General features: G+C 48.5%; 21 protein-coding genes. 18 read left to right on the forward strand and 3 right to left on the reverse strand.

Features of this window, described 5'->3' with window-relative positions:
• The 10 genes from pilO (at nucleotide 1) to can (ending at nucleotide 14,599) form a co-directional block, all read left to right on the forward strand.
• Nucleotides 1–603 carry a type 4a pilus biogenesis protein PilO gene (gene pilO / locus QZZ54_RS01910; protein ID WP_290697778.1) on the forward strand — a complete coding sequence of 201 codons (603 nt, stop codon included), beginning with the start codon at nucleotides 1–3 and terminating at the stop codon, nucleotides 601–603.
• Nucleotides 587–1,135: a pilus assembly protein PilP gene (locus QZZ54_RS01915; protein WP_290697780.1), complete on the forward strand. Its 549-nt coding sequence runs from the start codon at nucleotides 587–589 to the stop codon at nucleotides 1,133–1,135. Before pilO ends, QZZ54_RS01915 begins: the two co-directional genes overlap by 17 nt.
• Nucleotides 1,136–1,155: 20 nt before the next feature.
• Nucleotides 1,156–3,243: a type IV pilus secretin PilQ gene (pilQ, locus tag QZZ54_RS01920; RefSeq protein ID WP_290697783.1), complete on the forward strand. Its 2,088-nt coding sequence runs from the start codon at nucleotides 1,156–1,158 to the stop codon at nucleotides 3,241–3,243.
• Between the two features lie 10 nt (nucleotides 3,244–3,253).
• Nucleotides 3,254–3,772, forward strand: a complete 519-nt coding sequence (gene aroK / locus QZZ54_RS01925; RefSeq protein ID WP_290697786.1) for a shikimate kinase AroK — start codon at nucleotides 3,254–3,256, stop codon at nucleotides 3,770–3,772.
• Between the two features lie 14 nt (nucleotides 3,773–3,786).
• Entirely contained in the window at nucleotides 3,787–4,863 is a 1,077-nt protein-coding gene (gene aroB, locus QZZ54_RS01930) for a 3-dehydroquinate synthase (RefSeq protein ID WP_290697788.1), read from the forward strand.
• A 12-nt stretch (nucleotides 4,864–4,875) separates the two neighbouring features.
• On the forward strand, nucleotides 4,876–6,474 hold the full coding sequence (locus QZZ54_RS01935) for an AAA family ATPase (RefSeq protein ID WP_290697790.1): 1,599 nt from the start codon (nucleotides 4,876–4,878) through the stop codon (nucleotides 6,472–6,474).
• Nucleotides 6,475–6,647: 173 nt separating this feature from the next.
• Entirely contained in the window at nucleotides 6,648–11,102 is a 4,455-nt protein-coding gene (gene gltB / locus QZZ54_RS01940) for a glutamate synthase large subunit (RefSeq protein WP_290697791.1), read from the forward strand.
• Nucleotides 11,103–11,174: 72 nt separating this feature from the next.
• Nucleotides 11,175–12,596, forward strand: coding sequence for an FAD-dependent oxidoreductase (locus tag QZZ54_RS01945; protein WP_290697793.1), 1,422 nt, complete (start codon nucleotides 11,175–11,177; stop codon nucleotides 12,594–12,596).
• 144 nt (nucleotides 12,597–12,740) lie between these two features.
• On the forward strand, nucleotides 12,741–13,805 hold the full coding sequence (gene hemE, locus QZZ54_RS01950; protein ID WP_290697795.1) for a uroporphyrinogen decarboxylase: 1,065 nt from the start codon (nucleotides 12,741–12,743) through the stop codon (nucleotides 13,803–13,805).
• 68 nt (nucleotides 13,806–13,873) lie between these two features.
• On the forward strand, nucleotides 13,874–14,599 hold the full coding sequence (gene can / locus QZZ54_RS01955; RefSeq protein WP_290698188.1) for a carbonate dehydratase: 726 nt from the start codon (nucleotides 13,874–13,876) through the stop codon (nucleotides 14,597–14,599).
• Between the two features lie 66 nt (nucleotides 14,600–14,665).
• Here can and QZZ54_RS01960 read toward each other — a convergent pair whose 3' ends face one another.
• Entirely contained in the window at nucleotides 14,666–15,940 is a 1,275-nt protein-coding gene (locus tag QZZ54_RS01960; protein ID WP_290697797.1) for an aminotransferase class I/II-fold pyridoxal phosphate-dependent enzyme, read from the reverse strand.
• A 158-nt stretch (nucleotides 15,941–16,098) separates the two neighbouring features.
• Here QZZ54_RS01960 and radA point away from each other — a divergent pair, with 158 nt between their 5' ends.
• Complete coding sequence (radA, locus tag QZZ54_RS01965) at nucleotides 16,099–17,472, forward strand: DNA repair protein RadA (protein ID WP_290697800.1); 1,374 nt, start codon at nucleotides 16,099–16,101, stop codon at nucleotides 17,470–17,472.
• Nucleotides 17,473–17,475: 3 nt separating this feature from the next.
• Here the strand turns inward: radA and QZZ54_RS01970 are convergent, their stop codons facing one another.
• Nucleotides 17,476–17,835 (reverse strand): PilZ domain-containing protein, encoded by a 360-nt coding sequence (locus QZZ54_RS01970; RefSeq protein WP_290697802.1) that lies wholly within the window; start codon nucleotides 17,833–17,835, stop codon nucleotides 17,476–17,478.
• Nucleotides 17,836–17,994: 159 nt separating this feature from the next.
• Complete coding sequence (ettA, locus tag QZZ54_RS01975; RefSeq protein ID WP_290697805.1) at nucleotides 17,995–19,656, reverse strand: energy-dependent translational throttle protein EttA; 1,662 nt, start codon at nucleotides 19,654–19,656, stop codon at nucleotides 17,995–17,997.
• 349 nt (nucleotides 19,657–20,005) lie between these two features.
• Between ettA and glyA the strand changes: the two genes are divergently transcribed.
• The 7 genes from glyA (at nucleotide 20,006) to nusB (ending at nucleotide 25,819) form a co-directional block, all read left to right on the forward strand.
• Nucleotides 20,006–21,262, forward strand: coding sequence for a serine hydroxymethyltransferase (glyA, locus tag QZZ54_RS01980; RefSeq protein ID WP_290697808.1), 1,257 nt, complete (start codon nucleotides 20,006–20,008; stop codon nucleotides 21,260–21,262).
• A 174-nt stretch (nucleotides 21,263–21,436) separates the two neighbouring features.
• Entirely contained in the window at nucleotides 21,437–21,913 is a 477-nt protein-coding gene (nrdR, locus tag QZZ54_RS01985; protein ID WP_290697811.1) for a transcriptional regulator NrdR, read from the forward strand.
• A 5-nt stretch (nucleotides 21,914–21,918) separates the two neighbouring features.
• On the forward strand, nucleotides 21,919–23,043 hold the full coding sequence (ribD, locus tag QZZ54_RS01990) for a bifunctional diaminohydroxyphosphoribosylaminopyrimidine deaminase/5-amino-6-(5-phosphoribosylamino)uracil reductase RibD (protein ID WP_290697814.1): 1,125 nt from the start codon (nucleotides 21,919–21,921) through the stop codon (nucleotides 23,041–23,043).
• The gene (locus QZZ54_RS01995; protein WP_290697817.1) at nucleotides 23,043–23,720 is read left to right on the forward strand and encodes a riboflavin synthase; all 678 of its coding nucleotides are present in this window, start codon (nucleotides 23,043–23,045) and stop codon (nucleotides 23,718–23,720) included. Before ribD ends, QZZ54_RS01995 begins: the two co-directional genes overlap by 1 nt.
• Nucleotides 23,721–23,743: 23 nt before the next feature.
• Complete coding sequence (gene ribBA / locus QZZ54_RS02000) at nucleotides 23,744–24,862, forward strand: bifunctional 3,4-dihydroxy-2-butanone-4-phosphate synthase/GTP cyclohydrolase II (protein WP_290697820.1); 1,119 nt, start codon at nucleotides 23,744–23,746, stop codon at nucleotides 24,860–24,862.
• 5 nt (nucleotides 24,863–24,867) lie between these two features.
• Entirely contained in the window at nucleotides 24,868–25,341 is a 474-nt protein-coding gene (gene ribE, locus QZZ54_RS02005) for a 6,7-dimethyl-8-ribityllumazine synthase (protein WP_290697822.1), read from the forward strand.
• Between the two features lies 1 nt (nucleotide 25,342).
• Nucleotides 25,343–25,819 carry a transcription antitermination factor NusB gene (gene nusB, locus QZZ54_RS02010; protein WP_290697825.1) on the forward strand — a complete coding sequence of 159 codons (477 nt, stop codon included), beginning with the start codon at nucleotides 25,343–25,345 and terminating at the stop codon, nucleotides 25,817–25,819.
• The last annotated feature ends 3 nt before the right edge of the window (nucleotides 25,820–25,822 follow it).

A 25,822-nucleotide genomic window follows, 5' to 3' on the forward strand; every position in this document is an offset into this window, starting at 1 on the left:
ATGGCGATGGATGCGTTAAAAAATAGTTTTAAGGGTTTTGATGCAGATAATCTGGATCTGAGTACTTCGGGCAATTGGCCGGTGGGTGTTAAAGTGATCACCTATCTGCTAGTTTTTTCTCTTGTTGTTGGCGCTGGTGTTTATTTCTACATTACCGACAAAGAGAAAGTTCTTAATCGGGTAGTCAGTCAGGAAACAGGGCTTAAGCAGCAAGTTAGTATCAAAACCATTCAGGTTGCCAGCCTTGAACAGCTTCGTAAGCAGATGAAAGATGTTGAAGGACGATTTGCAGAGCTGCTGAAGCAATTGCCGACCGAAAAAGAAGTTCCAGGTTTGCTCGAAGATATTACTGAGATAGGTCGTTCTAGTGGCTTGAATATTCAGTCAATATCATTAGGTGGTGAGAAAAAGAATGAAATATTTATTGAGCTGCCGATAAACATCAAGGTGAGTGGTACTTATCACCAGATGGGGCAGTTTGTAAGTGGGGTTGCTGCGATTCCTCGTATAGTGACTCTACATAACTACAGCATAAGCCCAGTTGGGGCTCAGCTTGATATGACAATTAGTGCGAAGACTTATCGCTATGATGATACAAAGTAAGCTCTTGCGTTTTCTCATCCTTGTTCCTTTTCTTCTGGGTGGCTGTGTCTGGATCGAAGATGTCAGTGACCTTCGCAGCTTTGTTGCTCAGGAAAAACAGAAGAAAACGATTCGAGTCGAACCGTTGCCGGAATTTGAGTCCTATCATAGCTTCGTCTATGAAGGGGCGAGTATGCGTAGCCCCTTTAAACCCTTAGTTTCTATAATAAACTTTGAGAATGATGAAGAGGCCAGTGTTACAGGTAATAGTGGATTAACACCTGATGTCGATCGCGAAAAAGCATATTTGGAAACTTTCTCACTGGACAATCTGGCGATGGTTGGCAGCATTAATATGAACGGTGATGACTCTCGCTGGGCTCTGATTAAAGATAAAAAGGGAGAGGTCCATCGGGTTTCTGTCGGTGATTATATGGGGCTGGATTATGGCAAAGTAATTGCTGTTAACAGTGATAATGTTGAGCTTTTAGAAATTGTTACAAACGGCCGGGGTGGTTGGATGAAACGCCCTCGTAGTGTGGTGATGGACTGATGACGATGATGGTGATTACTGTGAATAAAAATATTCAGTCGGGTAAGCTGGGATGCTCCGCACTCGCTAAAATGGCGGGAATGGTCATCGGCTTTTGGATGTTAGCTTTCAGTGCGTTCGCTGCTGATGCGAAGCTAATGTCATCTTCTTTCGTTGCGCTTCCCGATAATAAACTTGAAGTGCGATTTGATTTTGATGTTCCGCCTTCTGTGCCAAAGTCATATATGACTAACTCTCCTGCCCGACTAGTGTTGGATATGTGGGGTGTTGAGAATGCTCAGGATAACCGCTTACTGGATGTTGGTAGTGGTAATGTTGACAATGTTAATTTTGCTCAGGTGGCCGGCCGTCTTCGCGTCGTTGTTAATCTGTTCGAGGCCTCTGCATATGAGATCAGAGCCGATGGCAATAGCCTTTTTCTGGTCGTCGGTGATCGTGGAGAAGTAAAACGGAATAGTACTGCTGTAGCTCCTGTTGCTGCTGAATCAAAAGCTAAGCCGGTGATGTCAGATAAAACCCGGGTGAGCGGTGTTGATTTTGAGCGTACTGCTGAAGGCGGTGGTCGTGTCGTTATCTCCTTGTCAGATGATCGTGCTGGTGTAGATGTGATAGAAGAAGGCAATAACGTTGTTGTCAATCTTCTGGGTGTGGACCTGTCAGCCAGTATGCAGAATCGTATTGATGTGAAAGATTTTGCTACACCGGTAATGTTTATCGATTCCATGGCTAGTGGTGAGAACGCATCAATCTTGATTAAGCCTTCTGCTGAACCTTATGACTATATGGTCTATCAGACCAATAATCAGTTGGTTGTTGATCTGAAACCAACTACTCAAGCCGAGCTGGATCGTATCGAAGAAGAACGTTTTCCTTATCAGGGAGAGCGGATCGATCTTGATTTTCAGAATATTGAAGTACGTGCAGTACTTCAAATCCTTGCTGAAGTTGCTGAGATGAATCTGGTAGTAAGTGAGGCTGTAGGGGGGAATATAACCCTTAGATTAAAGAATGTTCCCTGGGATCAGGCACTTGATCTGGTTATGGCGACCAATCAACTGGATAAGCGCGAGATGGGTAATGTTCTTCTCATCGGTACGGCAGCAGAGATCGCTGAGCGTGAGCGTGTGGAGCTGGAAAGTAGTAAGCAGGTAGAAGAGCTAGCTCCATTGAGAACTGAGTTTATCCAGGTCGATTTCAGAAAAGCCTCAGATATGCTCTCGCGCCTTAATGAGGCTAAGTTGATCTCAGAGCGTGGCTTTATACTGGCAGATGATGAAACCAATGTGTTGATGGTGCGTGAAACTGCTAAGCGGATGGGTGATATTCGCTCTACATTACGTCGCTTTGATACAGAAGTAGCCCAGGTTCTGATCGAAGCTCGTCTGGTTACTGCCAATACCGATGTGTCTAAAGACTTAGGTATTAAGTGGGGGTTGGGTTACGGAGATACTGACTCAGCTGGCAATGCTATTTCTATTGGGAGTTCAATAGGGGGCGTTTCGTCACCAGGTAGTGTGCCTAGTGGTTTGATGATAGATTTGGGTGCTGCTGTTACTTCACCGGCTTCTATCGCTGTAGGATTAGCTTCAAGTAGCGCCTTATTGCAGCTTGAGCTGTCAGCGCTGGAAACAGATGGTCGGGTTGAAGTAATATCGCAGCCTAAAATTGTAACAACTAATGGTAAATCTGCGCTGATTCAATCAGGACAGGAGATACCGTACCAAACTGTTGAGGATGGCGAAGTTAGTGTACAGTTTAAAGATGTTGTGCTTTCTCTTGAAGTTACACCACGGATAAACCCGGGTGATCGAATCGCTATGGATCTGGTTATTAAAAAGGACTCAGTGGGAGATCTACTTCCCAATGGAGAAATCAGTATCATCAACAACGAACTGGAAACTTCAGTGGTTGTGGCTGATGGGCAAACTATAGTTCTGGGTGGCGTGTTTGAGAATGAAACCCGAAATGTAGTGAATAAAACTCCATTGCTTGGCGATTTGCCGGTATTGGGTCATTTGTTCCGCAATTCGTCAGAAAAAAATAGTAAGTCTGAGCTACTGATTTTTATTACACCTAAGTTGATCAGAGAGTCTCTGTCATCTCAGTAAGGTTGTTGTATTGAATATATTTCTTATTGGCCCTATGGGAGCTGGCAAAAGCACCATAGGGCGTCTTCTTTCCCAAGAGCTGAAACTCGATTTTGTTGATTCAGATAAAGTAATTGAAGAGCGGGCAGGGGCCGATATTCCCTGGATCTTTGATGTTGAAGGTGAAGAGGGTTTTCGTAACAGAGAGGCTAACATTATCGATATTCTCAGTGCTGAGGATAATCAGGTGTTAGCCACCGGCGGAGGCGCTGTTCTTCGGAGTGATAATCGCTCTAATCTTCAGGGACGGGGTACGGTTGTTTATTTGCAAGCGTCTGTGGCCCAGCAGCTTGAACGAACCTCTCGTGATAAGAATAGACCTTTATTGCAAACACCTGATCCAAGTGTTGTTTTACATGCGCTTATGGAGCAGCGACACCCTCTTTATATTCAGGTTGCTGATGTTGTTGTAGATACTGAGCGTCGCAACCCTAAAGCAGTGGTCAATGATATAATTGCCGAGCTTCGCGCGCAGCAGATTGTTAAATAGAGATAAGCCCCACCATGCAAACACTGAATGTTGAACTCGGTGATCGTTCATACCCTATTTTTGTCGGAGCAGACCTGTTCCGAACTGAGCACTTAAAGCCCTATATCAAAGGTAACCAGATTCTGGTCGTGAGTAATGAAACTGTTGCTCCGCTTTATCTGGATCAGTTGAAAGCGGTCTTGCCAGCGGTTCAGATCGATGAGGTTATTCTTCCCGACGGTGAACAGTTCAAAACCCTTGAGCAGCTTAATTCAGTATATGATCACCTGCTAAAAAAGCGTCATAACCGGACAACCACGCTCATTGCATTGGGTGGCGGTGTTGTCGGTGATATGACGGGTTTTGCTGCTGCTTGCTATCAGCGTGGTGTTAACTTTATTCAGATTCCCACGACATTGCTTTCACAGGTTGATTCTTCTGTTGGAGGAAAGACCGGTGTGAATCATCCGCTAGGAAAGAATATGATCGGTGCTTTCCATCAGCCCCAGGTTGTACTTGCCAGTGTTGATGTATTGCGTACGCTCCCTGATCGTGAGCTTTCGGCGGGTTTAGCGGAAGTGATTAAGTATGGCTTGGTCTATGATTCAGTCTTCCTTGATTGGCTTGAAGACAACATGTCAGGGTTAGTGGGGCGTGACTCAGTTTTGCTTAGTCGGGCTATCTATCGCTCCTGTGAGCTTAAAGCTGAAGTGGTTGCGCAGGATGAGAAAGAATCAGGTGTTCGGGCGCTGTTGAATTTAGGGCATACTTTTGGTCATGCCATAGAGTCCTGTCAGGGATACGGAAATTGGTTGCATGGCGAGGCGGTAGCCGTAGGCACTGTGATGGCTGCAGACCTTTCTCAGCGTCTTGGTTGGATAAGCAGTGAGGACTACGCGAGAGTAGTGCGTATATTTAAATTGGCGAACTTGCCGGTTGCTGCGCCTGAGGGAATGACTGCTGACGAATTTATGGGTCTAATGGCTGTAGATAAAAAAGTTATTGATGGGCAGCTTCGTCTGATTTTATTGCGCTCTCTGGGAAATGCGGTGGTTACTGACCAGTTTGATCCAAAGGCGTTGCAGCAAACCTTAAACCATTTTACATCTTAAGGGCGTGATCAGATGGCTGAGATGAAAGGAAAAGATGCGCTAGCGGATGCGTTTGCGAGTGCAGAACAGCGTAAGAACTTCTTTTTTGAGCCTGCATCACGTCTACAATTACTCGAAAAACTCGAGCATCTGAGTCGTTTCAGTGATTTTTTATTATTAGTCTCCGGTCCTTCTGGGTCAGGTAAAACTGTTTTGTTACAACAGCTTAAAGCTGTTGAGTCTGATCGTACCTTAAGGCTTTGTACTATAGATGCTGCAGAGAACAGTGGTTTAAATGCTTTGCTGGTCTCATTAAGTCAACAGCTTAGCCCTGAGATCGATACCGATGCTGATAATCAGCAGATGCTCAATGCGATCTATGAGTTTTCTCAGGTTATGGCGGTTGAACATATTCAGTGGTCAATTATCGTCGACAATGCTGATCAGTTTGAAAAGCCAGCGCTCCAATTGTTATTGCAGATGCTCAGCGATGCTCAGGGGTTACCGCTGAAACCTCATTTACTGATGGCTGCTGGTGAGGGTTTTGAGGCTAAGCTACAAGTCTTTGATGAGTACTCGGTTCTTGAGGCTCAGGTACATAATCATGAATTAGAAGCTTTTACGTTACCTGAAGCAAAAAAATACTTATTACAGCGTTATAGCGCCTCGGCATCACTGTCCGATAAACAGTTACAGGCAGTATATGATGCATCGAAAGGCTATCCAGGTGGTTTGAATCAACAGGCTGAGCTGTTATTTCGCTCTGGCTCTGTCAGTAAGGTTCGTCAACCTGCAGCGATGACGAGAACATACTTTGTAAGTATTGCAGCGGTTTTGCTGCTGGTTCTATTTGGATCCCTATGGCAGTACTGGCCTGAAAATGAAAGCGAGAGTAATCGAACTCAGGTAGCGATTGAGTTACCTGTTGAAAAAGAAGCTGTTGCTGCTGAAGTATCTGAGCCAGTTAAGGACGTTAAGTTAAATCAGCCAGCCGCTTATACTCCGACTATAATCGTTGAAAAAGAAAACTCTTCTGTACCGGTCGTTAGCGAACCTGAACCTGTTAAAGAAACTCAGATTCGTTCTGAAATAGCAGTGCTAGAGACGGTTAAGCCTGAAGTTGAGCGACAGGAAGTAGCTGTTGTTCAGCCGGTAGCGCAGGCATCTGTATTGCCTAAACAAGTGCCAAAGCAATTGCCCGAGACAGTTATCCAGTTAGCTCAGGATCCGGTTGTTAGCAAACCTGTTATAGCTGTTAAGCCTATCGAGTTGCCAAAACCTGCTCCGAAGAGAGAGGTTAAAGAAGTCGTAGTTACAGCAGATGTCTCTTTGACTGACTCAGAAGAGATGTTATTGAGTTGGCCTGCAACCGGTTATACTCTGCAGATGTTGGGCGCCGGTGTGAAAAGTAGCGCGGAGAAGTTTGTTCGTGCTCAGGCAGAGCCGCAGAAGTTTTACCTGTTTCAGACCCGTTATAAAAATAAACCCTGGTTTGTGGTAGTCTATGGTCAGTATAAGGATCGTGCTATGGCGCAGGCTGCTAGTAAATCTTTACCCGTTGCTTTGGCTAAACTAAAGCCTTGGGCAAGGACGATTCAGGGGATTCAAACGGATTTATCGACTAGAAAATAGTTTTTTTCGGTATTGTTTTTGCTAACAAAATTTTCCTCTGTTCGCTTATAATTTGTCCTTCCTGGCCTCGCTGTGTAAAATACCTGTCCCTTTTTCCCTATAAACACAACTGTGTCTGGAAAATGACGGCTTTAATATATTGATAATTAAGAACTTTTTGGTGGGATTCGTTTATGAGCAAAGGTCTGTATCGCCCTGGTGAGTTCAAAGATAACTGTGGTTTTGGTTTGATGGCCCATATGCAAGGGGAGCCAAGTCACGATTTGCTGTTGAAGGCGATTGAAGCACTTGCATGTATGACTCACCGTGGTGGAATCGCGGCAGATGGTAAGACCGGAGATGGCTGCGGATTGTTGATGCAGATGCCGGATACCTTTCTGCGCGCGGCCGCGAAGAGCGAACTGGGTGTTGAATTGGGAGAGAACTATGCCGTAGGTATGGTCTTCCTGTCTAAAGAACCTGCGCAGGCTGATGCGGCGCGTGAAACTTTAAATAAAGAGCTGGCTGCTCAGGGATTGACGGTAGCTGGTTGGCGTATTGTGCCGACAGATGAAAGCTGTCTCGGCCCGATCGCTAAGGATACTCTGCCAAAGATTGAGCAGGTATTTGTTACAACAGATAAAACTGATCGTGAACTGGCTATCAGTGTCTATACCGCTCGTCGTAAGACTGAAATCGCCCTGGCTGCGGATGAAGATTTCTATATCTGTAGTCTGTCAGACAAGGTTATCTCCTATAAAGGCCTGACGATGCCGGTCGATCTACCGGTATTTTATAAAGATCTGAGTGATGAACGTCTGGAAACAGCGATCTGTACTTATCACCAGCGTTTCTCAACTAACACTGCGCCGCGCTGGCCTTTGGCTCAGCCTTTCCGTCTGCTGGCACACAATGGTGAGATAAATACCATCGACGGTAACCGTAACTGGTCCCGTGCCCGCTCCAGCAAGTTTGCAACTGAACTGCTACCGAACGTTGATGAGCTTCAGCCTATCGTTAACACTACCGGTTCAGACTCATCCAGTATGGATAATATGCTGGAGTTTTTGCTCACCGGCGGCATGAACCTCTATCGTGCAGCGCGTATGATCGTACCGCCTGCATGGCAGAATGTTGACACCATGGACGCTGAACTGCGTGCCTTCTATGACTATAACTCCATGCATATGGAGCCATGGGACGGCCCGGCTGGAATGGTAATGACGGATGGTCGTTATGCTGTTTGTATGCTGGACCGTAACGGTCTGCGTCCGTCCCGTTGGGTGATGACCAAAGATGGCTTCATCTGTACGGCGTCAGAAATCGGTGTATTTGCCTACAAGCCAGAAGATATTGTTTCTCAGGGTCGTGTTGGTCCGGGTCAGATCCTCTCTATTGATACTCAGACCGGTGAAGTATTACATACCGCTGATGTCGATGATCGGTTGAAGAAAGCGCAGCCATATAAAAAATGGATGCGTGAGAATGCGCTGCCGCTTGAGCAGACCATGAATCTGACTGAAGAGTCTCAGTCTTTCTGTGAGATGACCCCGGAAGCGGTTAAAACTCACATGAAGATGTTCCAGGTCACCTTCGAAGAACGTGATCAGGTGCTCCGCCCACTGGGCGAGACGGCGATGGAAGCTGTTGGTTCTATGGGTGACGACAAGCCGATGGCGGTATTGTCTTCAAAAGAGCGTTCTGTCTATGATTACTTCCGTCAGCAATTTGCTCAGGTAACCAATCCACCGATCGATCCGCTACGTGAAGCGATCGTTATGTCGCTGGAAACTTGTATTGGCGCTGAACGTAACGTTTTTGAAGAGTCTCCAGAGCATGCGCGCCGCGTAATTCTGACGACTCCGGTATTGTCTGCCAGTAAATTCCTGCGCTTAAAGAATAATACGGTAGACGGCTTTGGTGTCGCTCAGATAGAGCTGAACTATGATCCTGCCGTGATGGATCTGAAGGCTGCTATCGAGTCAGTTACCGATCAGGCAGTACAGCTGGTACGCGATGGTAAGGTTATCCTTATCTTGTCTGACTTTGCGATTGAAAAGGGTAAGTTGCCGATCCATGCCTCGATGGCAACGGGTGCCGTGCATCACCGTTTGATTAATGAAGGCCTACGTGCTGATGCGAATATTGTGGTTGAGTCTGGCACCGTCCGTGACCCACATCATTTCGCTGTGTTGTTTGGTTTTGGTGCGACGGCTGTCTATCCATATCTGGCCTACAGGGTTCTAACAGATCTCTGCGCTACTAATGAACTGCAAATGAACTGGCTTGATAGCCATGAGAACTATCGTAAAGGTATTAACAAAGGACTGATGAAAATCCTGTCTAAGATGGGTATCTCTACCGTTGCTTCATATCGGGGCGCGCAGTTGTTTGAAGCGGTAGGTATTAGTTCTGAAGTTGTTGATCTTTGTTATACCGGTGTAGCCAGTCGAATCGAGGGCGCTGATTTCAGCGACTTCCAGATAGATCAACAGGCGCTGTCTGAAGAAGCCTGGGTTGCCCGTAAGAAGATTAAACAAGGTGGTCTGCTGAAGTATGTACATGGTGGTGAATACCACGCTTACAACCCAGATGTGATCCGTACTATTCACTCTGCTGTTCGCAGTGGTGATTCTGCTGACTATCAAGAATATGCCGATCTAGTGAACAAGCGCGGTGTCGCTACTATCCGTGATTTGCTGGGGCTGAAAAAAGACGCTAAGTCGATTCTGCTAAGTGACGTTGAGCCGGTTGAAAATATATTCAAACGCTTTGACTCTGCTGCGATGTCACTGGGTGCTCTATCTCCGGAAGCCCATGAGTGTCTGGCGATGGCGATGAACGAGCTGGGTGGCCGTTCTAACTCCGGTGAAGGCGGCGAAGATCCTGCTCGTCATGGCACGAACAAGCGTTCCAAGATTAAGCAGGTTGCGTCGGGTCGTTTTGGTGTGACGCCTGAATATCTGATCAATGCAGATGTTATGCAGATCAAGGTAGCTCAGGGTGCTAAGCCGGGCGAGGGTGGTCAGTTACCGGGCGGTAAGGTTAATAGCCTGATCGCACGTCTGCGTTACTCAGTACCGGGTGTGACACTGATTTCACCTCCACCGCACCACGATATTTATTCAATTGAAGATCTGGCTCAGCTGATCTTTGATCTGAAGCAAGTAAACCCTGAAGGGCTGGTTTCGGTGAAACTGGTTTCCCGTCCGGGCGTTGGTACTATCGCCTGTGGTGTTGCTAAAGCCTATGCGGATCTGATTACGATCTCAGGCTATGACGGCGGTACCGCAGCGAGTCCGTTGACCTCGGTACATTATGCCGGCTCTCCATGGGAGCTTGGTCTTGCGGATGCACACCAGTCCTTGCGGGGTAATCATCTGCGCGGGAAGATACGTTTGCAGACGGATGGTGGCCTTAAAACAGGTCTGGATGTTGTGAAAGCGGCGATCCTGGGTGCTGAAAGCTTTGGTTTCGGAACTATGCCGATGGTTGCCGTAGGTTGTAAGTACCTGCGTATCTGTCACCTGAATAACTGTGCTACGGGTGTGGCAACTCAGAACGATGAGCTGCGGGATAAGCATTACCGCGGTACCGTTGAAATGGTTAAGAACTACTTCCGCTTTGTCGCAGAGGAGACTCGTCAGTGGATGGCGACTGTGGGTGTTCGTACTCTGGAAGAGTTAGTAGGTCGTGTTGATCTGCTGGAACTGCTGGATGGCACCACGGCTAAGCATGCCAAGATTGATCTGTCTCCGCTTATCTCTGATGCAGATATCCCTGCGGAATATCCTCAGACCTGTCAGGTAGAGCAGAATGACCCTTACGACCTGGCGCAGCTGAATAGCAAGATGCTGGAGCTCGCGCAGCAGGCGATTAACGATAAATCTGGCGCTGAATTTGAGTTGGCTATTACTAACTGTGATCGTTCAGTTGGTGCCCGGACATCGGGTGCTATTGCGAAAGTTCATGGCAATTTAGGCATGAGCGATAAGCCTATTCGCTTTAACTTTACCGGACATGCCGGTCAGAGTTTTGGTGTATGGAATGCCGGTGGTCAGGAGCTGTACCTGGAAGGTGACGCGAATGATTACGTTGGTAAAGGCATGACCGGCGGTAAGATCGTTATCAATCAGCCGGATACGGTGACTTTTGCCAGTAATGAAACTGCGATTATTGGTAACACCTGCCTTTACGGTGCGACCGGTGGCAAACTCTTTGCTGCAGGATCTGCAGGCGAACGTTTCGGTGTACGTAACTCCGGTTGCTATGCCGTAATCGAAGGTGCGGGTGACCACTGCTGTGAGTATATGACAGGGGGTATGGTTACTGTACTGGGCGAAACAGGACATAACTTCGGTGCAGGTATGACCGGTGGTTTTGCCTATGTTCTGGATATGGATAACACCTTTGTTGATAAGTACAACCATGAGCTGGTGGATATCCACCGTGTGGCGCCCCAGCATATGGAAGAGTACAAGAACCACCTGCGTACCGTGATTATCGGCTTTGTTACAGAGACCGGTAGTGCATGGGGCCAGCAGATGGTTGATAACTTCGATGATTATATTGGTCGTTTCTGGCTTGTTAAGCCTAAGGCGGCTAGTTTGGGGGCGCTGCTGGCTGATATGCGCTCGCGTCCAGAATAATGGGTTCATCGAACAGATGTAATGATTTAGCTGTGTCTGCCTGCGGGCAGGCACTATTAGACGGGGTGGGAAATGTCTGAACGTCTGAAGAATGATTTTCAGTTTCTGGAAGTAGAGCGTCAGGGGCCTGGTAAGATTGAAGCCGATATCCGTAAAAAAGAGTTTGCGGAGATTTATGAGCCTTTTAAGACTGAGGAAGCCTCTGATCAGGCGCACCGCTGCCTCGAATGTGGTAATCCATATTGCGAGTGGAAATGTCCGGTACACAATTACATTCCGAACTGGCTGAAGCTGGTATCTGAGGGTAACATCATTGAAGCTGCTGAGCTTAGTCATCAGACTAACTCGCTGCCAGAGGTCTGTGGCCGTGTGTGCCCTCAAGATCGCCTGTGTGAAGGTGCTTGTACTCTGAATGATGAGTTTGGTGCTGTAACTATTGGTTCTGTTGAGAAGCATATTACTGATACCGCTTTTGCTATGGGCTGGCGTCCGGATATGAGCAAAGTGCCTGTTACCGATAAGAAAGTTGCAGTGATTGGTGCAGGGCCTGCGGGTCTTGCTGCTGCGGATATTCTGGTCCGTAACGGCGTGAAGCCTGTTGTATTTGATCGTCATCCTGAGATCGGTGGTCTGCTAACTTTCGGTATTCCAGAGTTTAAGTTGGATAAGGATGTCATGGTTAATCGCCGTGAAATCTTTACTGATATGGGCGTTGAGTTCCGCTTGAATACCGAGATAGGTAAAGATATTCAGATGCAGGAACTGATCGATCAGTATGATGCGGTCTTCCTGGGTATGGGTACTTATACCTATATGAAAGGTGGTTTCCCGGGTGAAGACCTGGACGGCGTCTATGATGCTTTGCCGTTCCTGATCTCCAACGTTAACCGCTGCCTGGGCTTTGAAAAAGACGCTGCGGACTATATCGGTGTGGAAGGTAAAAATGTTGTTGTTCTGGGGGGTGGTGACACCGCGATGGACTGTAACCGTACCTCTATTCGTCAGGGGGCTAAGAATGTTTTCTGTGCTTACCGTCGTGATGAAGCCAATATGCCTGGTTCTAAACGTGAAGTAGAGAACGCTCGTGAAGAGGGTGTGCAATTCATGTTTAATCGTCAGCCGGTAGAGGTTGTCGGTGAAGCGGGTAAGGTTACCGGAATTAAGGTCGTAACGACTCAGATGGGTGAGCCTGATGAGAATGGTCGTCGTCGTCCTGAGGTAGTTGAAGGCAGTGAGGAAGTGCTGCCAGCAGATGCTGTTTTGGTTGCCTTTGGTTTCCGTCCAAGCCCAGCGCCCTGGTTTGCTGATTTCGGTATCGAACTTGAGCAGGATGGCAGGATTAAAACCTCAGAAAGCGAGCAGTACGCGTTCCAGACCAGCAATGAAAAAGTCTTTGCTGGTGGTGATATGGTGCGTGGCTCTGATCTGGTGGTTACCGCTATCGATGAAGGCCGAAAGGCTGCAGAAGGCATTCTGGATTACCTGAAAGTGTAAAGCAGCAGATGTTACGAAAAGGTCGCTTTGTGCGGCCTTTTTTTGTGTTCGAAAGTCTGAGGTGAGTTCCTACGTTAGTTGTTCGCCCCAGCCGTCAAAAACCTGTAAAATGCCAGCAGTTTTGAATCTGAGTTGAGAAAAGTAATGGCTGAACTGAAGAATGATCGTTTCCTGCGTGCGCTGATGCGTGAGCCTGTTGATGTAACACCGGTATGGATGATGCGTCAGGCAGGCCGCTATCTGCCAGAGTATCGTGCTACCCGTGCTCAGGCCGGTGACTTCCTGAGCCTGTGTAAGAATAGGGATCTTGCTTGTGAAGTAACTATCCAGCCTTTAGAGCGTTACGATCTGGATGCGGCTATCCTTTTCTCAGATATCCTGACAATCCCTGATGCTATGGGACTTGGGCTGTATTTTGAAGTAGGTGAAGGCCCGAAGTTTAAGAAGGTTATCCGTACTGAAGCTGATGTGGATGCTCTGCCGGTACCAAAATCTGCCAGTGACCTGGATTATGTGATGAACGCGGTGAAGACTATCCGCTCGGAACTGAATGGTCGGGTACCTTTGATTGGTTTCTCTGGTAGCCCATGGACTTTGGCTACCTATATGGTTGAGGGCGGTTCCAGTAAAGATTTTCGTCATATCAAAAAGATGATGTATGCGACTCCTGAAGTGCTGCATCAGCTCTTAGCAAAGCTGGCGGAATCGGTAACCGACTATCTGAACGAACAGATTCGCAGTGGTGCTCAGGCGGTTCAAATTTTTGATACTTGGGGCGGCGCATTGAGCGGTCCGATGTATCAGGAGTTTTCGCTGAAATATATGCAACAGATCGCCAATGGCCTGATTCGCGAGAACGAAGGCCGTAAAGTGCCGCTGATTATGTTCACCAAGAATGGTGGTCAGTGGCTGGAAGCGATGGCAGAGTCTGGCGCTGATGCGATAGGACTGGACTGGACGACTAATATTGATGATGCCCGTGCCCGTATAGGTGATAAAGTTGCCTTGCAGGGGAATATGGATCCGTCAGTATTGTACGGCACGCCTGAGCGTATCCGTGCTGAAGTTGCGGATATTCTTGCACGTTATGGTAGTGGTCCTGGGCATGTGTTTAATCTGGGTCACGGTATACACCAGTTTGTTGATCCGGCTCAACCGAAAATTTTTGTTGATGCGGTGCATGAACTAAGTGCTCAGTACCACGTCTAACGTATTGAATTTTAATGGGAGGGCTTATGGCCCTCTTTTGTTATCTAACGGAATTGATGGCTCCTGAGATGAAGCGACTGACAGAACTATTGGAAAGTAACCGTCAATGGGCGGCAAAAATCAATCAGGAAGATCCGGAATTTTTTGAAACCCTGGCGCAGCAGCAGGCACCTGAATATCTCTGGATCGGTTGTTCTGATAGCCGGGTTCCGGCTAATGAGATTGTAAATATGATGCCCGGTGAGCTGTTCGTGCATCGTAATGTATCTAATCTGGTTGTGCATACTGATATGAACTGTTTATCGGTTATTCAGTACGCAGTTGAGGTGCTTAAAGTTAAGCACATCATGGTTGTTGGGCATTACGGTTGCGGCGGTGTTAAAGCTGCGATTGAGACTACCCCGCATGGATTGATCGATAACTGGCTAAGGCACATTCGTAATGTCTATAACAAGCACCGAGTATTATTGTCGGCTTGGGATAACTCCCATCAGCAACTGGATCGTTTGTGTGAATTGAATGTCATTGAGCAGGCTTACAATGTCTGTGAAACCACGGTGGTACAGGAGGCTTGGTCGAGAGGACAAGAGGTAGCTGTGCACGGATGGGTTTATGGACTCAATGATGGTCTGGTCAATGATCTGGAATTCGACGCCTGTAGTCAGGATGATGTAGAAGAAGAATATCGGCTTGCGATTAAAAAAATCGAGAAGTTGCGTGAGTTGGCTTTTGTGTCTGAAAAGGGGCAAAACGCCCGCGGTTTGTGGGATAAACTACGTAAATTGTTTAACTAATCGGTTCTTGATTAGGTGACATAAAAAAGCCTCGCAATAGCGAGGCTTTTTTGTGTGCTTTGAATATTACTTAGCGGCTTGCAGTGCCTGGTCCAGATCGGCCATCAGGTCATCGATATGCTCGATGCCGATAGACAGGCGAACCATGTCAGGGCTAACGCCAGCTGATTTCAGCTCTTCATCGTTCAGCTGACGGTGAGTCGTTTCAGCTGGAATAGAGGCCAGTGACTTACAGTCACCGATGTTAACCAGACGCACGAAGATGTTAAGTGCATCGTAGAACTTAATGGTGGCTTCGCGACCAGCTGTCAGGCCAAAGCTGAGAATGCCGGATGCTTTGCCGTTCATATATTTCTTCGCCAGGGCGTTATCCTTGTGGCTTTCCAGGCCGGCATAGTTCACCCAGGAGACCTGATCATGGTTTTCCAGATACTCTGCAATCTTCTGGGTGTTCTCGCAAATACGCTCCATCCGCAGGCTCAAAGTTTCAATACCTTGAATCAGCAGGAAAGCGTTCATTGGAGAGAGTGCTGCGCCGGTATTACGCAGAGGCACTACCCGACAGCGTCCGATGAATGCGGCGGGGCCAAATGCATCGGTATAAACAACGCCGTGATAAGACACATCAGGGGTGTTTAGTAGTGGGAAACGGTCAGCGTGATCGGCCCAGGGGAAGTTGCCGGAATCAACAATGACACCGCCGATAGAGTTGCCATGGCCGCCGATATACTTAGTTGCCGCCTGAATGACGATATCAGCGCCGTGCTCAATCGGACGCCATAGTGCTGGGCTGGCAACAGTGCTGTCAACGATCAGTGGCAGACCATGCTTGTGGGCCAGTTTGGCCAACGTTTCAATGTCAGCAATACCGCCGGAAGGGTTGCCGATGGATTCACAGAAAATTGCGCGGGTGCGGTCGTTTATCTGCGCTTCCATAGCGGCAAAGTCGTCTTTGTTAGCGAAGCGTACTTCGATACCCTGGCGTGGTAATGTGTGAGCGAACAGATTGTAAGTGCCGCCGTACAGCTCGCTGGTCGCGATGATGTTATCGCCGACTTCTGCGATAGTCTGAATCGCGTAAGTAATGGCCGCCATACCTGAGGCAACTGCCAGAGCAGCAACGCCGCCCTCCATCGCTGCTACGCGCTGTTCCAGTACGTCGGTGGTCGGGTTCATGATGCGGGTGTAGATGTTGCCTGGTACCTTCAGATCAAACAGGTCGGCGCCGTGCTGCGCGTTGTCGAATGCGTATGACGCGGTCTGATAGATAGGTACAGCGACCGCTTTGGTGGTTTCTTCCGGGCTGTAACCGCCATGTACGGCAATGGTTTCCAGTTTCATCTGAAGTTCCTCATGAGAAATATGATACGTTAGTTTTCGTTCTTATATATATTACGTAGCGCTCGATTGTAGCTCTTCAGGAGAAGAAATAAAGTTCTCTTTTGTTCAAGGAGAGATAGTTCCGCTAGAATGCGCTGATACACCCACAGGAGAGTTCGATGGCGAAGGCGAAGAGTGCGTATGTCTGTAATGACTGCGGTGCAGATTATTCCAAGTGGCAGGGGCAATGTACCGCCTGTAATGCGTGGAATACCCTGACTGAGATTCGTCTTAGCAGTGCTAAAGCAAGTAGTGCACGGGGCGCCCGATATGAGGGCTATGCCGGTGCAGGTAATGTGGCCAAGGTGCAGGACCTATCTGAGGTTAACCTTGACGAAATGCCGCGGTTTGCCTCTGGCTCCAGTGAGCTTGACCGGGTGCTGGGTGGTGGATTGGTTCCGGGTTCCGCCATTCTGATCGGTGGTCATCCCGGTGCAGGTAAAAGCACCCTGTTACTGCAGACGATGTGTAGTCTGGCTCAGCGGATGTCAGCACTTTATGTCACTGGAGAGGAGTCTTTGCAGCAAGTGGCCTTGCGTGCACAACGGCTGGGTGTGAATAGTAATAATCTAAAAATGCTATCTGAAACCAGTGTTGAGCAGATCTGCACTACTGCTGAGCAGCTTAAACCTAAAGTCTTGGTGGTTGATTCTATACAAGTTATGCATGTCGACGATGTGCAATCGGCGCCGGGTAGTGTGTCGCAGGTGCGAGAAGCGGCTGCATATCTGACCCGGTTCGCTAAGCAGACGGGGACGGTGTTGTTTTTGGTAGGACATGTAACTAAAGATGGCTCACTGGCAGGTCCGAAAGTGCTGGAGCATATGATCGATTGTTCACTGCAATTGGAGGGCGACAGTGATGGACGTTTCCGTACCTTGCGGAGTCATAAAAATCGCTTCGGTGCAGTCAATGAGTTGGGTGTCTTTGCTATGCTGGAGCAGGGGCTGAAAGAGGTAAAAAACCCTAGTTCCATATTCCTTAATCGCGGTGAGGTACCAAGTCCGGGAAGTCTGGTTATGGTTGTTTGGGAGGGAACCCGGCCGTTACTGGTGGAGGTTCAGGCGCTGGTGGATGAAAGTCATATGAATAACCCGCGACGTGTCGCGGTTGGTTTAGACCATAATCGATTGGCGATGTTGTTGGCAGTATTGCATCGCCACGGCGGCTTACAAACCGGCGATCAGGATGTGTTTGTTAACGTTGTTGGTGGTGTCAAAGTACTAGAAACCAGTGCCGATCTGGCACTTTTACTGTCGGTTGTATCAAGCTTTCGTGACCGGGCACTGCCGCAGGATCTGATTGTTTTTGGTGAGGTAGGGTTGTCAGGTGAAATCCGTCCCGTACCTAATGGTCAGGAGCGAATTAAAGAGGCGGCTAAGCATGGTTTCCGACGGGCGATCGTGCCTAAAGCGAATGTGCCGAAACAGTCTCTGGAAGGTATGACGGTGATAGGCGTGAGTCAGCTAGCCGAGGCGCTGGAGGCGCTGTAAGAATTATTTTGCGGTCAGGTGTTCCAGCTCGCGTTCCAGCAGGTCTTCGTTGCCCAGGTTCAGTTCTACCAGGCGGCGAAGGTGCGAAATACTGTCGATATCCATATTCTGAGCCTCAAAGCCCAGATACTCCCCCAGTTGGTGGCGTAAAATTACCGGCATGCGGATGATGATGTCGTCACTCAGTTTGAGAACCAGATCCGCGCTTTCGCCAACTTTCAGCATAGGGGTGATGATAACTGAGGTGAGTGCACCGCGAAAAGAGATGTCAATGAGATTCACAGGCCAGCTACAGGCTTCTGTTTGTACTTCACAGTCTGCATCAAAGGTTATTCGCTGAAAACGGCGCCGTTCTTCAGACATCTTTGTTCTCCTTATCCTAAATTGACAGTTGGCTGCGGCAACTGCCCTTCAGTTTAGAGCATATTGCTCGCTCAGAACATCTCTAGGGCTACCCAGTCTGTGGAATAAAAAAACCGGCCCTCAAGGCCGGTTTTTTATAATACAGCGGATGCTGAGTTGTTACTTGGCGATGCGCTTGTATTTGATTCGCTCAGGCTGGTGGTCTTTACCGTGACGCTTCTTATAATCTTCTGCGTATTCAGTATAGTTGCCCTCAAAGAACGCAACTTTAGATTCGCCTTCATAAGCCAGCATGTGGGTACATACCCGATCCAGAAACCAGCGGTCGTGAGAGATTACTACCGCGCAACCAGGGAATGCCAGTAGTGCTTCTTCCAGTGCGCGCAGGGTTTCTACGTCAAGGTCGTTAGTCGGCTCGTCGAGTAACAGAACGTTACCGCCCTCTTTCAGCAGTTTGGCCATATGCAGGCGGTTACGTTCACCACCAGAGAGATCCTTAACAAACTTCTGCTGGTCTGAACCTTTGAAGTTGAAACGTCCACAATAGGCGCGAGATGAGGAGGTATAGTTACCGACAACAATATTGTCCTGGCCATCAGAGATCTCTTCCCAGACAGTCTTTTCCCCGGCAAGGTTGCGGCTCTGGTCAACATAGGCCAGTTTCACTGTTTCGCCTATCTCAATGCTACCCGAATCAGGTGTTTCCTCTCCCGTGATCATCTTGAAGAGTGTCGATTTACCCGCGCCGTTACCACCGATAATGCCGACGATAGCGCCCTGAGGAATGCTCAGAGAAAGATCTTCAAACAGTACCTTATCGCCAAAAGATTTGGTGACATTGTCCAGTACTATTACCTTTTCGCCCAAGCGAGGTCCTGGTGGAATGTAGATCTCGGAGGTTTCATTGCGAGTTTGGAACTCCCGGGAGTTCATCTCTTCAAACTGACGCAGGCGGGCTTTGGATTTAGCCTGGCGTCCTTTCTGGCCCTGACGTACCCATTCCAGCTCGGCGTTAACTGCTTTGTGATGTGCCGCTTCCTGCTTGGATTCCATCTGCAGGCGGTTCTCTTTCTGTTCCAGCCAGCTGGAGTAGTTGCCCTCGTATGGAATACCGCGGCCCCTATCCAATTCCAGGATCCATCCGGCAGCGTTATCCAGGAAGTAACGGTCGTGGGTGATTGCCACAACAGTACCCGGATATTCCTGTAGGAATCGCTCAATCCAGGCGATTGATTCAGCATCAAGGTGGTTGGTTGGCTCATCCAGTAGCAGCATGTCAGGTTTGTCGAGCAACAGGCGGCAAAGGGCTACCCGGCGTCGTTCTCCGCCTGACAGGTTTTTGATGTCGGCATCCCAGGGCGGCAGGCGCATCGCATCAGCCGCGCGTTCCAGCATCGTGTCCAGATTATGGCCATCTTTTGCTGAGATCAGATCTTCAAAGCGAGCCTGTTTTTTTGCTAGCTCATCAAAGTCTGCATCGGGCTCTGCGTAGGCGGCATAAACCGCCTCAAGGCCATCCAACGCTTCTTTAACATCAGAAACGGCTTCTTCTACAATCTCACGGACGGTTTTAGTCTCGTCCAGCTGAGGCTCCTGTGGAAGATAGCCGACGTTGATTCCGGGCATCGGGCGGGCTTCGCCGATGTATTCCTTGTCTTCACCGGCCATGATTTTAAGTAGGGAGGACTTACCGGAACCGTTTAGACCCAGAACACCAATTTTGGCACCCGGGAAGAACGATAGGGAGATGTCCTTAAGAATTTCTCGCTTGGGAGGCACTACTTTGCCAACCCGATTCATGCTGTAAACGTACTGAGCCATTACACAACCTGTTAACTGTTATCTCGAAACTGCGCATATCTTAGCCCCACAGAGACATTATTGCCATTTGATATAGGGTTAAAACTTCATATGTATGAATGGTGAATGCCGCTTTATTGACGTGTTTATGCTTGTATCAGCATAGCGAACCTGATGCTGTTGCTGTTCAGATTGCTAAGGCGGATGAAAATAAACTCTTTATGAGTGAGATTCTCAATGAACTGATTCAGTTTCAAGTGCGCTTTGTATATAAATTCGACTATAATACGCGGCTTTTCCAAGGCCCGGAATATAGGCGCTGTAATGGTGTTTGTCGGGCCTGTGCAAATCTCAACCTTGGGGACCGTTAATGTTTAGCAAAGAGATGACTATCGCTGATTTTGATCCGGATCTATATGCTGCGATGCAGGCTGAGGCCACGCGTCAGGAAGAGCATATTGAACTGATCGCTTCCGAAAACTACACCAGCCCTCGGGTAATGGAAGCTCAGGGTTCTGAGCTGACCAATAAGTACGCGGAAGGCTATCCTAATAAGCGTTACTACGGTGGTTGTGAACACGTAGATATCGTTGAGCAGTTGGCGATCGACCGTGCTAAAGAGTTGTTTGGTGCGACCTACGCGAACGTTCAGCCACACTCCGGTTCTCAGGCAAACGCAGCTGTTTATATGGCGCTTTGTCAGCCAGGCGATACTGTTCTGGGTATGAGTTTGGCGCACGGTGGTCATTTGACTCACGGTTCCGCTGTTAGCTTCTCCGGTCGTATCTACAAGGCGGTTCAGTATGGATTGAATGCTGAAACTGGCGAGATCGATTACGATGAAGTTGAACGTCTGGCGCTGGAGCACCGGCCAAAAATGATCGTCGCAGGCTTCTCTGCATACTCACGTATCGTTGATTGGCAGCGTTTCCGCGATGTTGCGGATAAAGTTGGCGCGTTCCTGTTTGTTGATATGGCGCACGTTGCTGGACTGGTTGCTGCTGGTGTATACCCAAGCCCACTGTCTGTAGCCGATGTTGTAACTACAACAACGCATAAAACATTAGGTGGCCCACGTGGTGGTCTGATTCTGTCGGCAACCGCCGATGAAGAGCTGCAGAAGAAACTGAACTTCGCTGTATTTCCTGAATCCCAGGGCGGCCCTTTGATGCATGTTATCGCGGCTAAAGCGGTTTGCTTCAAAGAAGCGATGGAAGATGAGTGGAAAGAGTATCAGGCTCAGGTTGTTAAAAATGCTCGCGTAATGGCCGGCGTCTTTATGGACCGTGGGATCAAAATCGTTTCAGAAGGTACTGATGACCATCTGTTCCTGGTCGACCTGATCGGTAAAGAGTACACAGGTAAAGATGCTGATGCGGCTCTGGGTCAGGCGAATATCACAGTTAATAAGAACTCTGTACCAAACGATCCACGCTCTCCGTTTGTTACTTCAGGTCTGCGTATTGGTACTCCAGCGATTACTCGTCGAGGCTTCAAAGAGGCGGAAGCTGAACAGCTGACTAACTGGATCTGCGATGTGTTGGATAATATTGATAACCAGGATGTAATTAATACAGTGAAACAGAACGTTCTGGATATCTGTGCCCGCTTCCCGGTTTATAAGTAAACCGTTACAATAGAAACTGTTTTACAGATCAGTTTCACTATCGGGGCGCCATGTGCGCCCCGGTTGTTTATATAAATGCTTTGAAAAAAGTCTTTATATAAACACTATTTTTAAGCATTAACGTAAACGCTTTTTTATAGCTGTTATAGCAGCTACGCTCTTTGAGGATGATATATGTACTGTCCGTTCTGTAATGCCCATGAAACCAAGGTGGTGGACTCACGCCTGGTGGCAGAAGGGCAACAGATTCGCCGGCGTCGCGAATGTATCACCTGTCATGAGCGGTTTACCACCTATGAAACTGCCGAACTTCTGATGCCCCGCCTGATCAAAGCGGATGGCACTCGCCAACCTTTCGATGAAGATAAGCTACGCGCCGGAATTCAGCGCGCAGTAGAAAAACGTCCAGTCAGCGTAGAAGATATCGAAGCCTGCATCAGCCGTATCAAACAGCATCTGCGTGCAACGGGCGAGCGAGAGTTGCCTTCCCGTACAGTAGGTGAAGAAGTGATGAGTGAATTACATAAGCTGGATCAGGTTGCTTATGTTCGATTTGCTTCGGTATATCGCAGTTTTCAGGATATTAATGAGTTTAAAGAAGAGATTGATCGTCTGTCAGAGCAGAAAGAGGATGCCGTAAAGGCAGAGTAATCAGCATGTCAGACTGGAGTATTGCAGACCACAAATTTATGTCCCGGGCGGTACAAATCGCCTGGCAAGGACTCTATACCACTGAGCCTAATCCCCGGGTTGGCTGCGTGTTAGTAAAAGATGGCGAACAGATCGCAGAGGGCTATCATCGCAAAGCCGGTGAAGGCCATGCTGAAGTCAATGCCCTACGTGGCGCAGCAGCGCAGGCTAAGGGCTGTATTGCTTATGTTACGCTTGAGCCCTGTAGTCACTTTGGTAAGACGCCACCCTGTGCTGATGCGTTGATTAATGCGGGAGTTATAGAGGTTGTGGTGGGTATGGTCGATCCTAACCCGCAGGTTTCAGGTAAGGGGCTACGTAAGCTTGAGCAGGCGGGCATCAAAGTCCGTAGCGGTCTGATGGAAACTCAGTGTCGGAAGTTGAATCCGGGATTTGTTAAGCGTATGGCAACAGGAATGCCATTTGTCAGGCTTAAAATGGCTGCCAGCCTTGATGGCCGGACAGCGATGGCGTCCGGTGAAAGTAAGTGGATTACGGGCCCGTTGGCACGACAGGATGTACAGCGTTTAAGGGCACGCAGTTCTGCAATTGTTAGTGGTGTGGGTTCTATTATTAAAGATGATTCTGCATTGACGGTGCGAGAGTCTGAGCTGGGGCTGGAAAATGCAGCTGAAGTGGTTGCACGTCAGCCTTTGCGAGTTATATTAGACAGCTCTGGGCGGATGCCGGAGCAGGCTAAAATGTTGAGTTTGCCAGGAAATACGCTGATTGTTAGCTGCGTCGATGCGCCGGACTTTATTGCCGGTCTGGAACAGGCCGAGTGGTTAAAATTACCCGGACAGCACGGCGGCATTAATCTGCGTGAGCTGTTAAAAGCTCTGGCCCTCAGAGATTGTAATGAAGTGCTGATAGAAACGGGCGCCACCCTGGCCGGAGCCTTTATAGAAGAGGGACTGGTGGATGAGCTGGTGCTCTATCAGGCGATGAAATTATTGGGTAGCAGAGCCCGACCGATGTTTCTGCTACCGCTGGATAAAATGAGTGAACAGATAAACTTCACTCTGCGGGACAGCCGGGCGCTTGGAGATGATCTGCGCCTTACGCTGGTTCCCCGGCAGGAGAAACATTAATGTTTACCGGAATTATTGAAGCGGTGGGCGTAATCGCTGCTTCTGAAGAGGTGCAGGGAGATCTGCGCTTGTATATACGTACCGGTGATTTGGATCTGTCCGATGTTAAACTCGGTGACAGTATTGCGGTTAACGGCGTTTGTCTGACTGCAGTGGCGTTGCCGGGTGATGGGTTTTGGGCTGACGTTTCCAGAGAAACCCTGGTGCATTCTCGGTTTCCAGATCTGGCCCCGGGAGAGCGGGTTAATCTCGAAAAAGCGATGCAACCGACTACCCGGTTTGGTGGTCATATTGTGACGGGTCATGTCGATGGCTTGGGTGAAATTATATCTATTGAAGCGGATGCCCGTTCCATTCGGTATAAAATCAGTGCGCCTAAAGCGATTGCCCGTTATATCGCGGGGAAAGGCTCAATTACAGTAGATGGTGTGAGCCTCACCGCAAATGCGGTAGAGGGACATACATTTGATCTGAATATTGTGCCTCATACGGCACAAGAAACTATAATAGCCAGCTATCAGACTGGTCGAAAGGTTCATCTGGAAGTTGATATCATTGCCCGTTACATGGAACGGTTGATCAACTACACCGATGATGCTGATACTAATACAACGGAACCAGCCGGTGGGGTGAGTATGTCAACCCTCGCTGCAGCAGGTTTCCTGAACCGCCGTTAACCGGCAACAGAGGCATAGGCTGAATGAAACTGAATACCCCCCAGGAACTGATTGAAGATATCCGTCAGGGCAAAATGGTTATCCTTATGGATGATGAAGATCGGGAAAACGAAGGTGATCTGGTTATCGCAGCTGAGATGGTAAGAGCTGATGATATCAATTTCATGGCGACTCATGCCCGTGGTCTGATCTGCCTTACCCTGACACAAGAACGTTGTGAACAACTGAAGTTACCTTTGATGGTGAAGAGTAATGGTGCTCAGTTCGAGACCAATTTTACAATGTCGATTGAAGCGGCTGAGGGCGTCACTACCGGCATCTCTGCAGCTGATCGGGCGCATACTGTGCGAACTGCGGTGCGCCTGGATGCTAAGGCTGACGACATTGTCCAGCCCGGGCATATCTTCCCTCTGATGGCACAACCAGGTGGCGTTTTGAGCCGTGCAGGTCATACGGAAGCCGGTTGTGATTTGTCTCGCTTGGCAGGCATGATTCCATCTGCAGCCATTGTTGAAATTATGAATGCTGACGGCACCATGGCGCGTCGCCCGGATCTTGAAGAGTTTGCTCAGAAGCATGATTTGAAGATAGGTACCATCGCGGACCTGATCCATTACCGTACCACCAATGAACACACGGTGATGCGTGAAGATGAAGGTACTTTGCCGACTGAGTTTGGTGACTTTAATTTTGTCTCATACCGGGATGAAATTCAGGGCTGCGCTCACCTGGCGTTAACGCTGGGCGATATTGATGAAAATGAACCTACGGCTGTACGGGTTCATCTGCGTACCGAAGTGCTAAGGGATGTGGTTGGTGCCGAGCAGGGCGAAGAGTTGAAGTGGACTATGCGTCGGGCGTTGAAGCGAGTGGCTGAAGAGGGTAAAGGTGTTGTCTTGCTGCTGGATACCGGTGAGCGGGTTGACCTGGGAACAGCTCTGAACTCTATGCTTAAAACAGAGAAAAAGATTAGACAGCACAATATCAGTGCTTCCGGTTCCTACCTGACGGTCGGTACCGGTTCTCAGATCCTGCGGGATCTGGGTGTAGGTAAAATGCGGGTGATGAGTTCACCTATGAAGTTTAATGCGATCTCAGGTTTTGACCTGGAGATTGTCGATTACATTGCATGTGAAGAGTGAAGAATATGTCAGTTCAATATATTGAAGGTGATTTCCTGACCGGTAACGGTCAATACGCGATTGTTGTGGGCCGTTTTAACAGTTTTGTTGTTGAAAGCCTGTTGGAAGGTGCAATCGATACTTTAAAGCGTCACGGTGTGGCTGAAGAGAATATCCGTGTTATCCGGGTGCCGGGTGCATTTGAAATTCCTCTGGCGGTTCAGAAGCTGGCGTCACAGAAGAAAGATGATGCGATTATCGCGCTGGGTGCGGTTATTCGTGGCGGTACGCCGCACTTTGAATATGTTTCCGGTGAGAGCTCTAAAGGTGTTGCCCAGGTATCTCTGGATTCTGGTATTCCAGTGGCGAACGGCATACTGACGGTTAATTCTATCGAGCAGGCGATTGAGCGTTCCGGTACTAAAGCAGGTAATAAAGGCGCAGAAGCTGCCCTGTCTGCACTGGAAATGGTTAGCTTATTGCGCCAACTTGAGGTTTAAGATGAGCGACACTCCTGCGCCTAAAAAGCAGAAAAAACCATCCCATACCGAGATGCGTCGTGCTGCTCGTAGTTTTGCGCTACAAGCTTTGTACCAATGGCAGATGTCCGGTAATGCGGTGAATGATATTGAGCTGCAGTTCCGGATGGATAATGATATGTCCGGTACCGATCTGACGCTGTTTAATGAGTTGTTGCACGGTGTTCCGGCTAACGCTTCTGATCTGGATAAGGCTTATGAGCCATTTCTTGACCGGGCATTAGATGATCTGGACCCCATCGAGCGTGCTGTTTTACGTATCGGCAGCTTTGAGCTGATTCACCGTATCGTAGTGCCCTATAAAGTGGTTATCAACGAAAGTGTTGATCTGGCGAAAATCTTTGGCGCGACTGAAAGTCATAAGTATGTGAATGGCATTCTGGATAAGTTGGCAGCCCGGGTACGTATGACTGAGATTAACGCCAAGCGCGGTAAATAACAG

Origin of the sequence: Amphritea sp. (assembly GCF_016744155.1) — a bacterium.
In the GTDB taxonomy this organism is placed as follows: Bacteria; Pseudomonadota; Gammaproteobacteria; order Pseudomonadales; family Balneatricaceae; genus Amphritea.

Bases quoted from the DNA above. Each gene is read 5' to 3' on its own strand.
- pilO (WP_290697778.1), top strand. From the start codon at position 1: ATGGCGATGGATGCGTTAAAAAATAGTTTTAAGGGTTTTGATGCAGAT.
- QZZ54_RS01915 (WP_290697780.1), top strand. From the start codon at position 587: ATGATGATACAAAGTAAGCTCTTGCGTTTTCTCATCCTTGTTCCTTTT.
- aroB (WP_290697788.1), top strand. From the start codon at position 3,787: ATGCAAACACTGAATGTTGAACTCGGTGATCGTTCATACCCTATTTTT.
- QZZ54_RS01935 (WP_290697790.1), top strand. From the start codon at position 4,876: ATGGCTGAGATGAAAGGAAAAGATGCGCTAGCGGATGCGTTTGCGAGT.
- gltB (WP_290697791.1), top strand. From the start codon at position 6,648: ATGAGCAAAGGTCTGTATCGCCCTGGTGAGTTCAAAGATAACTGTGGT.
- QZZ54_RS01945 (WP_290697793.1), top strand. From the start codon at position 11,175: ATGTCTGAACGTCTGAAGAATGATTTTCAGTTTCTGGAAGTAGAGCGT.
- hemE (WP_290697795.1), top strand. From the start codon at position 12,741: ATGGCTGAACTGAAGAATGATCGTTTCCTGCGTGCGCTGATGCGTGAG.
- can (WP_290698188.1), top strand. From the start codon at position 13,874: ATGAAGCGACTGACAGAACTATTGGAAAGTAACCGTCAATGGGCGGCA.
- QZZ54_RS01960 (WP_290697797.1), bottom strand. From the start codon at position 15,940: ATGAAACTGGAAACCATTGCCGTACATGGCGGTTACAGCCCGGAAGAA.
- radA (WP_290697800.1), top strand. From the start codon at position 16,099: ATGGCGAAGGCGAAGAGTGCGTATGTCTGTAATGACTGCGGTGCAGAT.
- QZZ54_RS01970 (WP_290697802.1), bottom strand. From the start codon at position 17,835: ATGTCTGAAGAACGGCGCCGTTTTCAGCGAATAACCTTTGATGCAGAC.
- ettA (WP_290697805.1), bottom strand. From the start codon at position 19,656: ATGGCTCAGTACGTTTACAGCATGAATCGGGTTGGCAAAGTAGTGCCT.
- glyA (WP_290697808.1), top strand. From the start codon at position 20,006: ATGTTTAGCAAAGAGATGACTATCGCTGATTTTGATCCGGATCTATAT.
- nrdR (WP_290697811.1), top strand. From the start codon at position 21,437: ATGTACTGTCCGTTCTGTAATGCCCATGAAACCAAGGTGGTGGACTCA.
- ribD (WP_290697814.1), top strand. From the start codon at position 21,919: ATGTCAGACTGGAGTATTGCAGACCACAAATTTATGTCCCGGGCGGTA.
- QZZ54_RS01995 (WP_290697817.1), top strand. From the start codon at position 23,043: ATGTTTACCGGAATTATTGAAGCGGTGGGCGTAATCGCTGCTTCTGAA.
- ribBA (WP_290697820.1), top strand. From the start codon at position 23,744: ATGAAACTGAATACCCCCCAGGAACTGATTGAAGATATCCGTCAGGGC.
- ribE (WP_290697822.1), top strand. From the start codon at position 24,868: ATGTCAGTTCAATATATTGAAGGTGATTTCCTGACCGGTAACGGTCAA.
- nusB (WP_290697825.1), top strand. From the start codon at position 25,343: ATGAGCGACACTCCTGCGCCTAAAAAGCAGAAAAAACCATCCCATACC.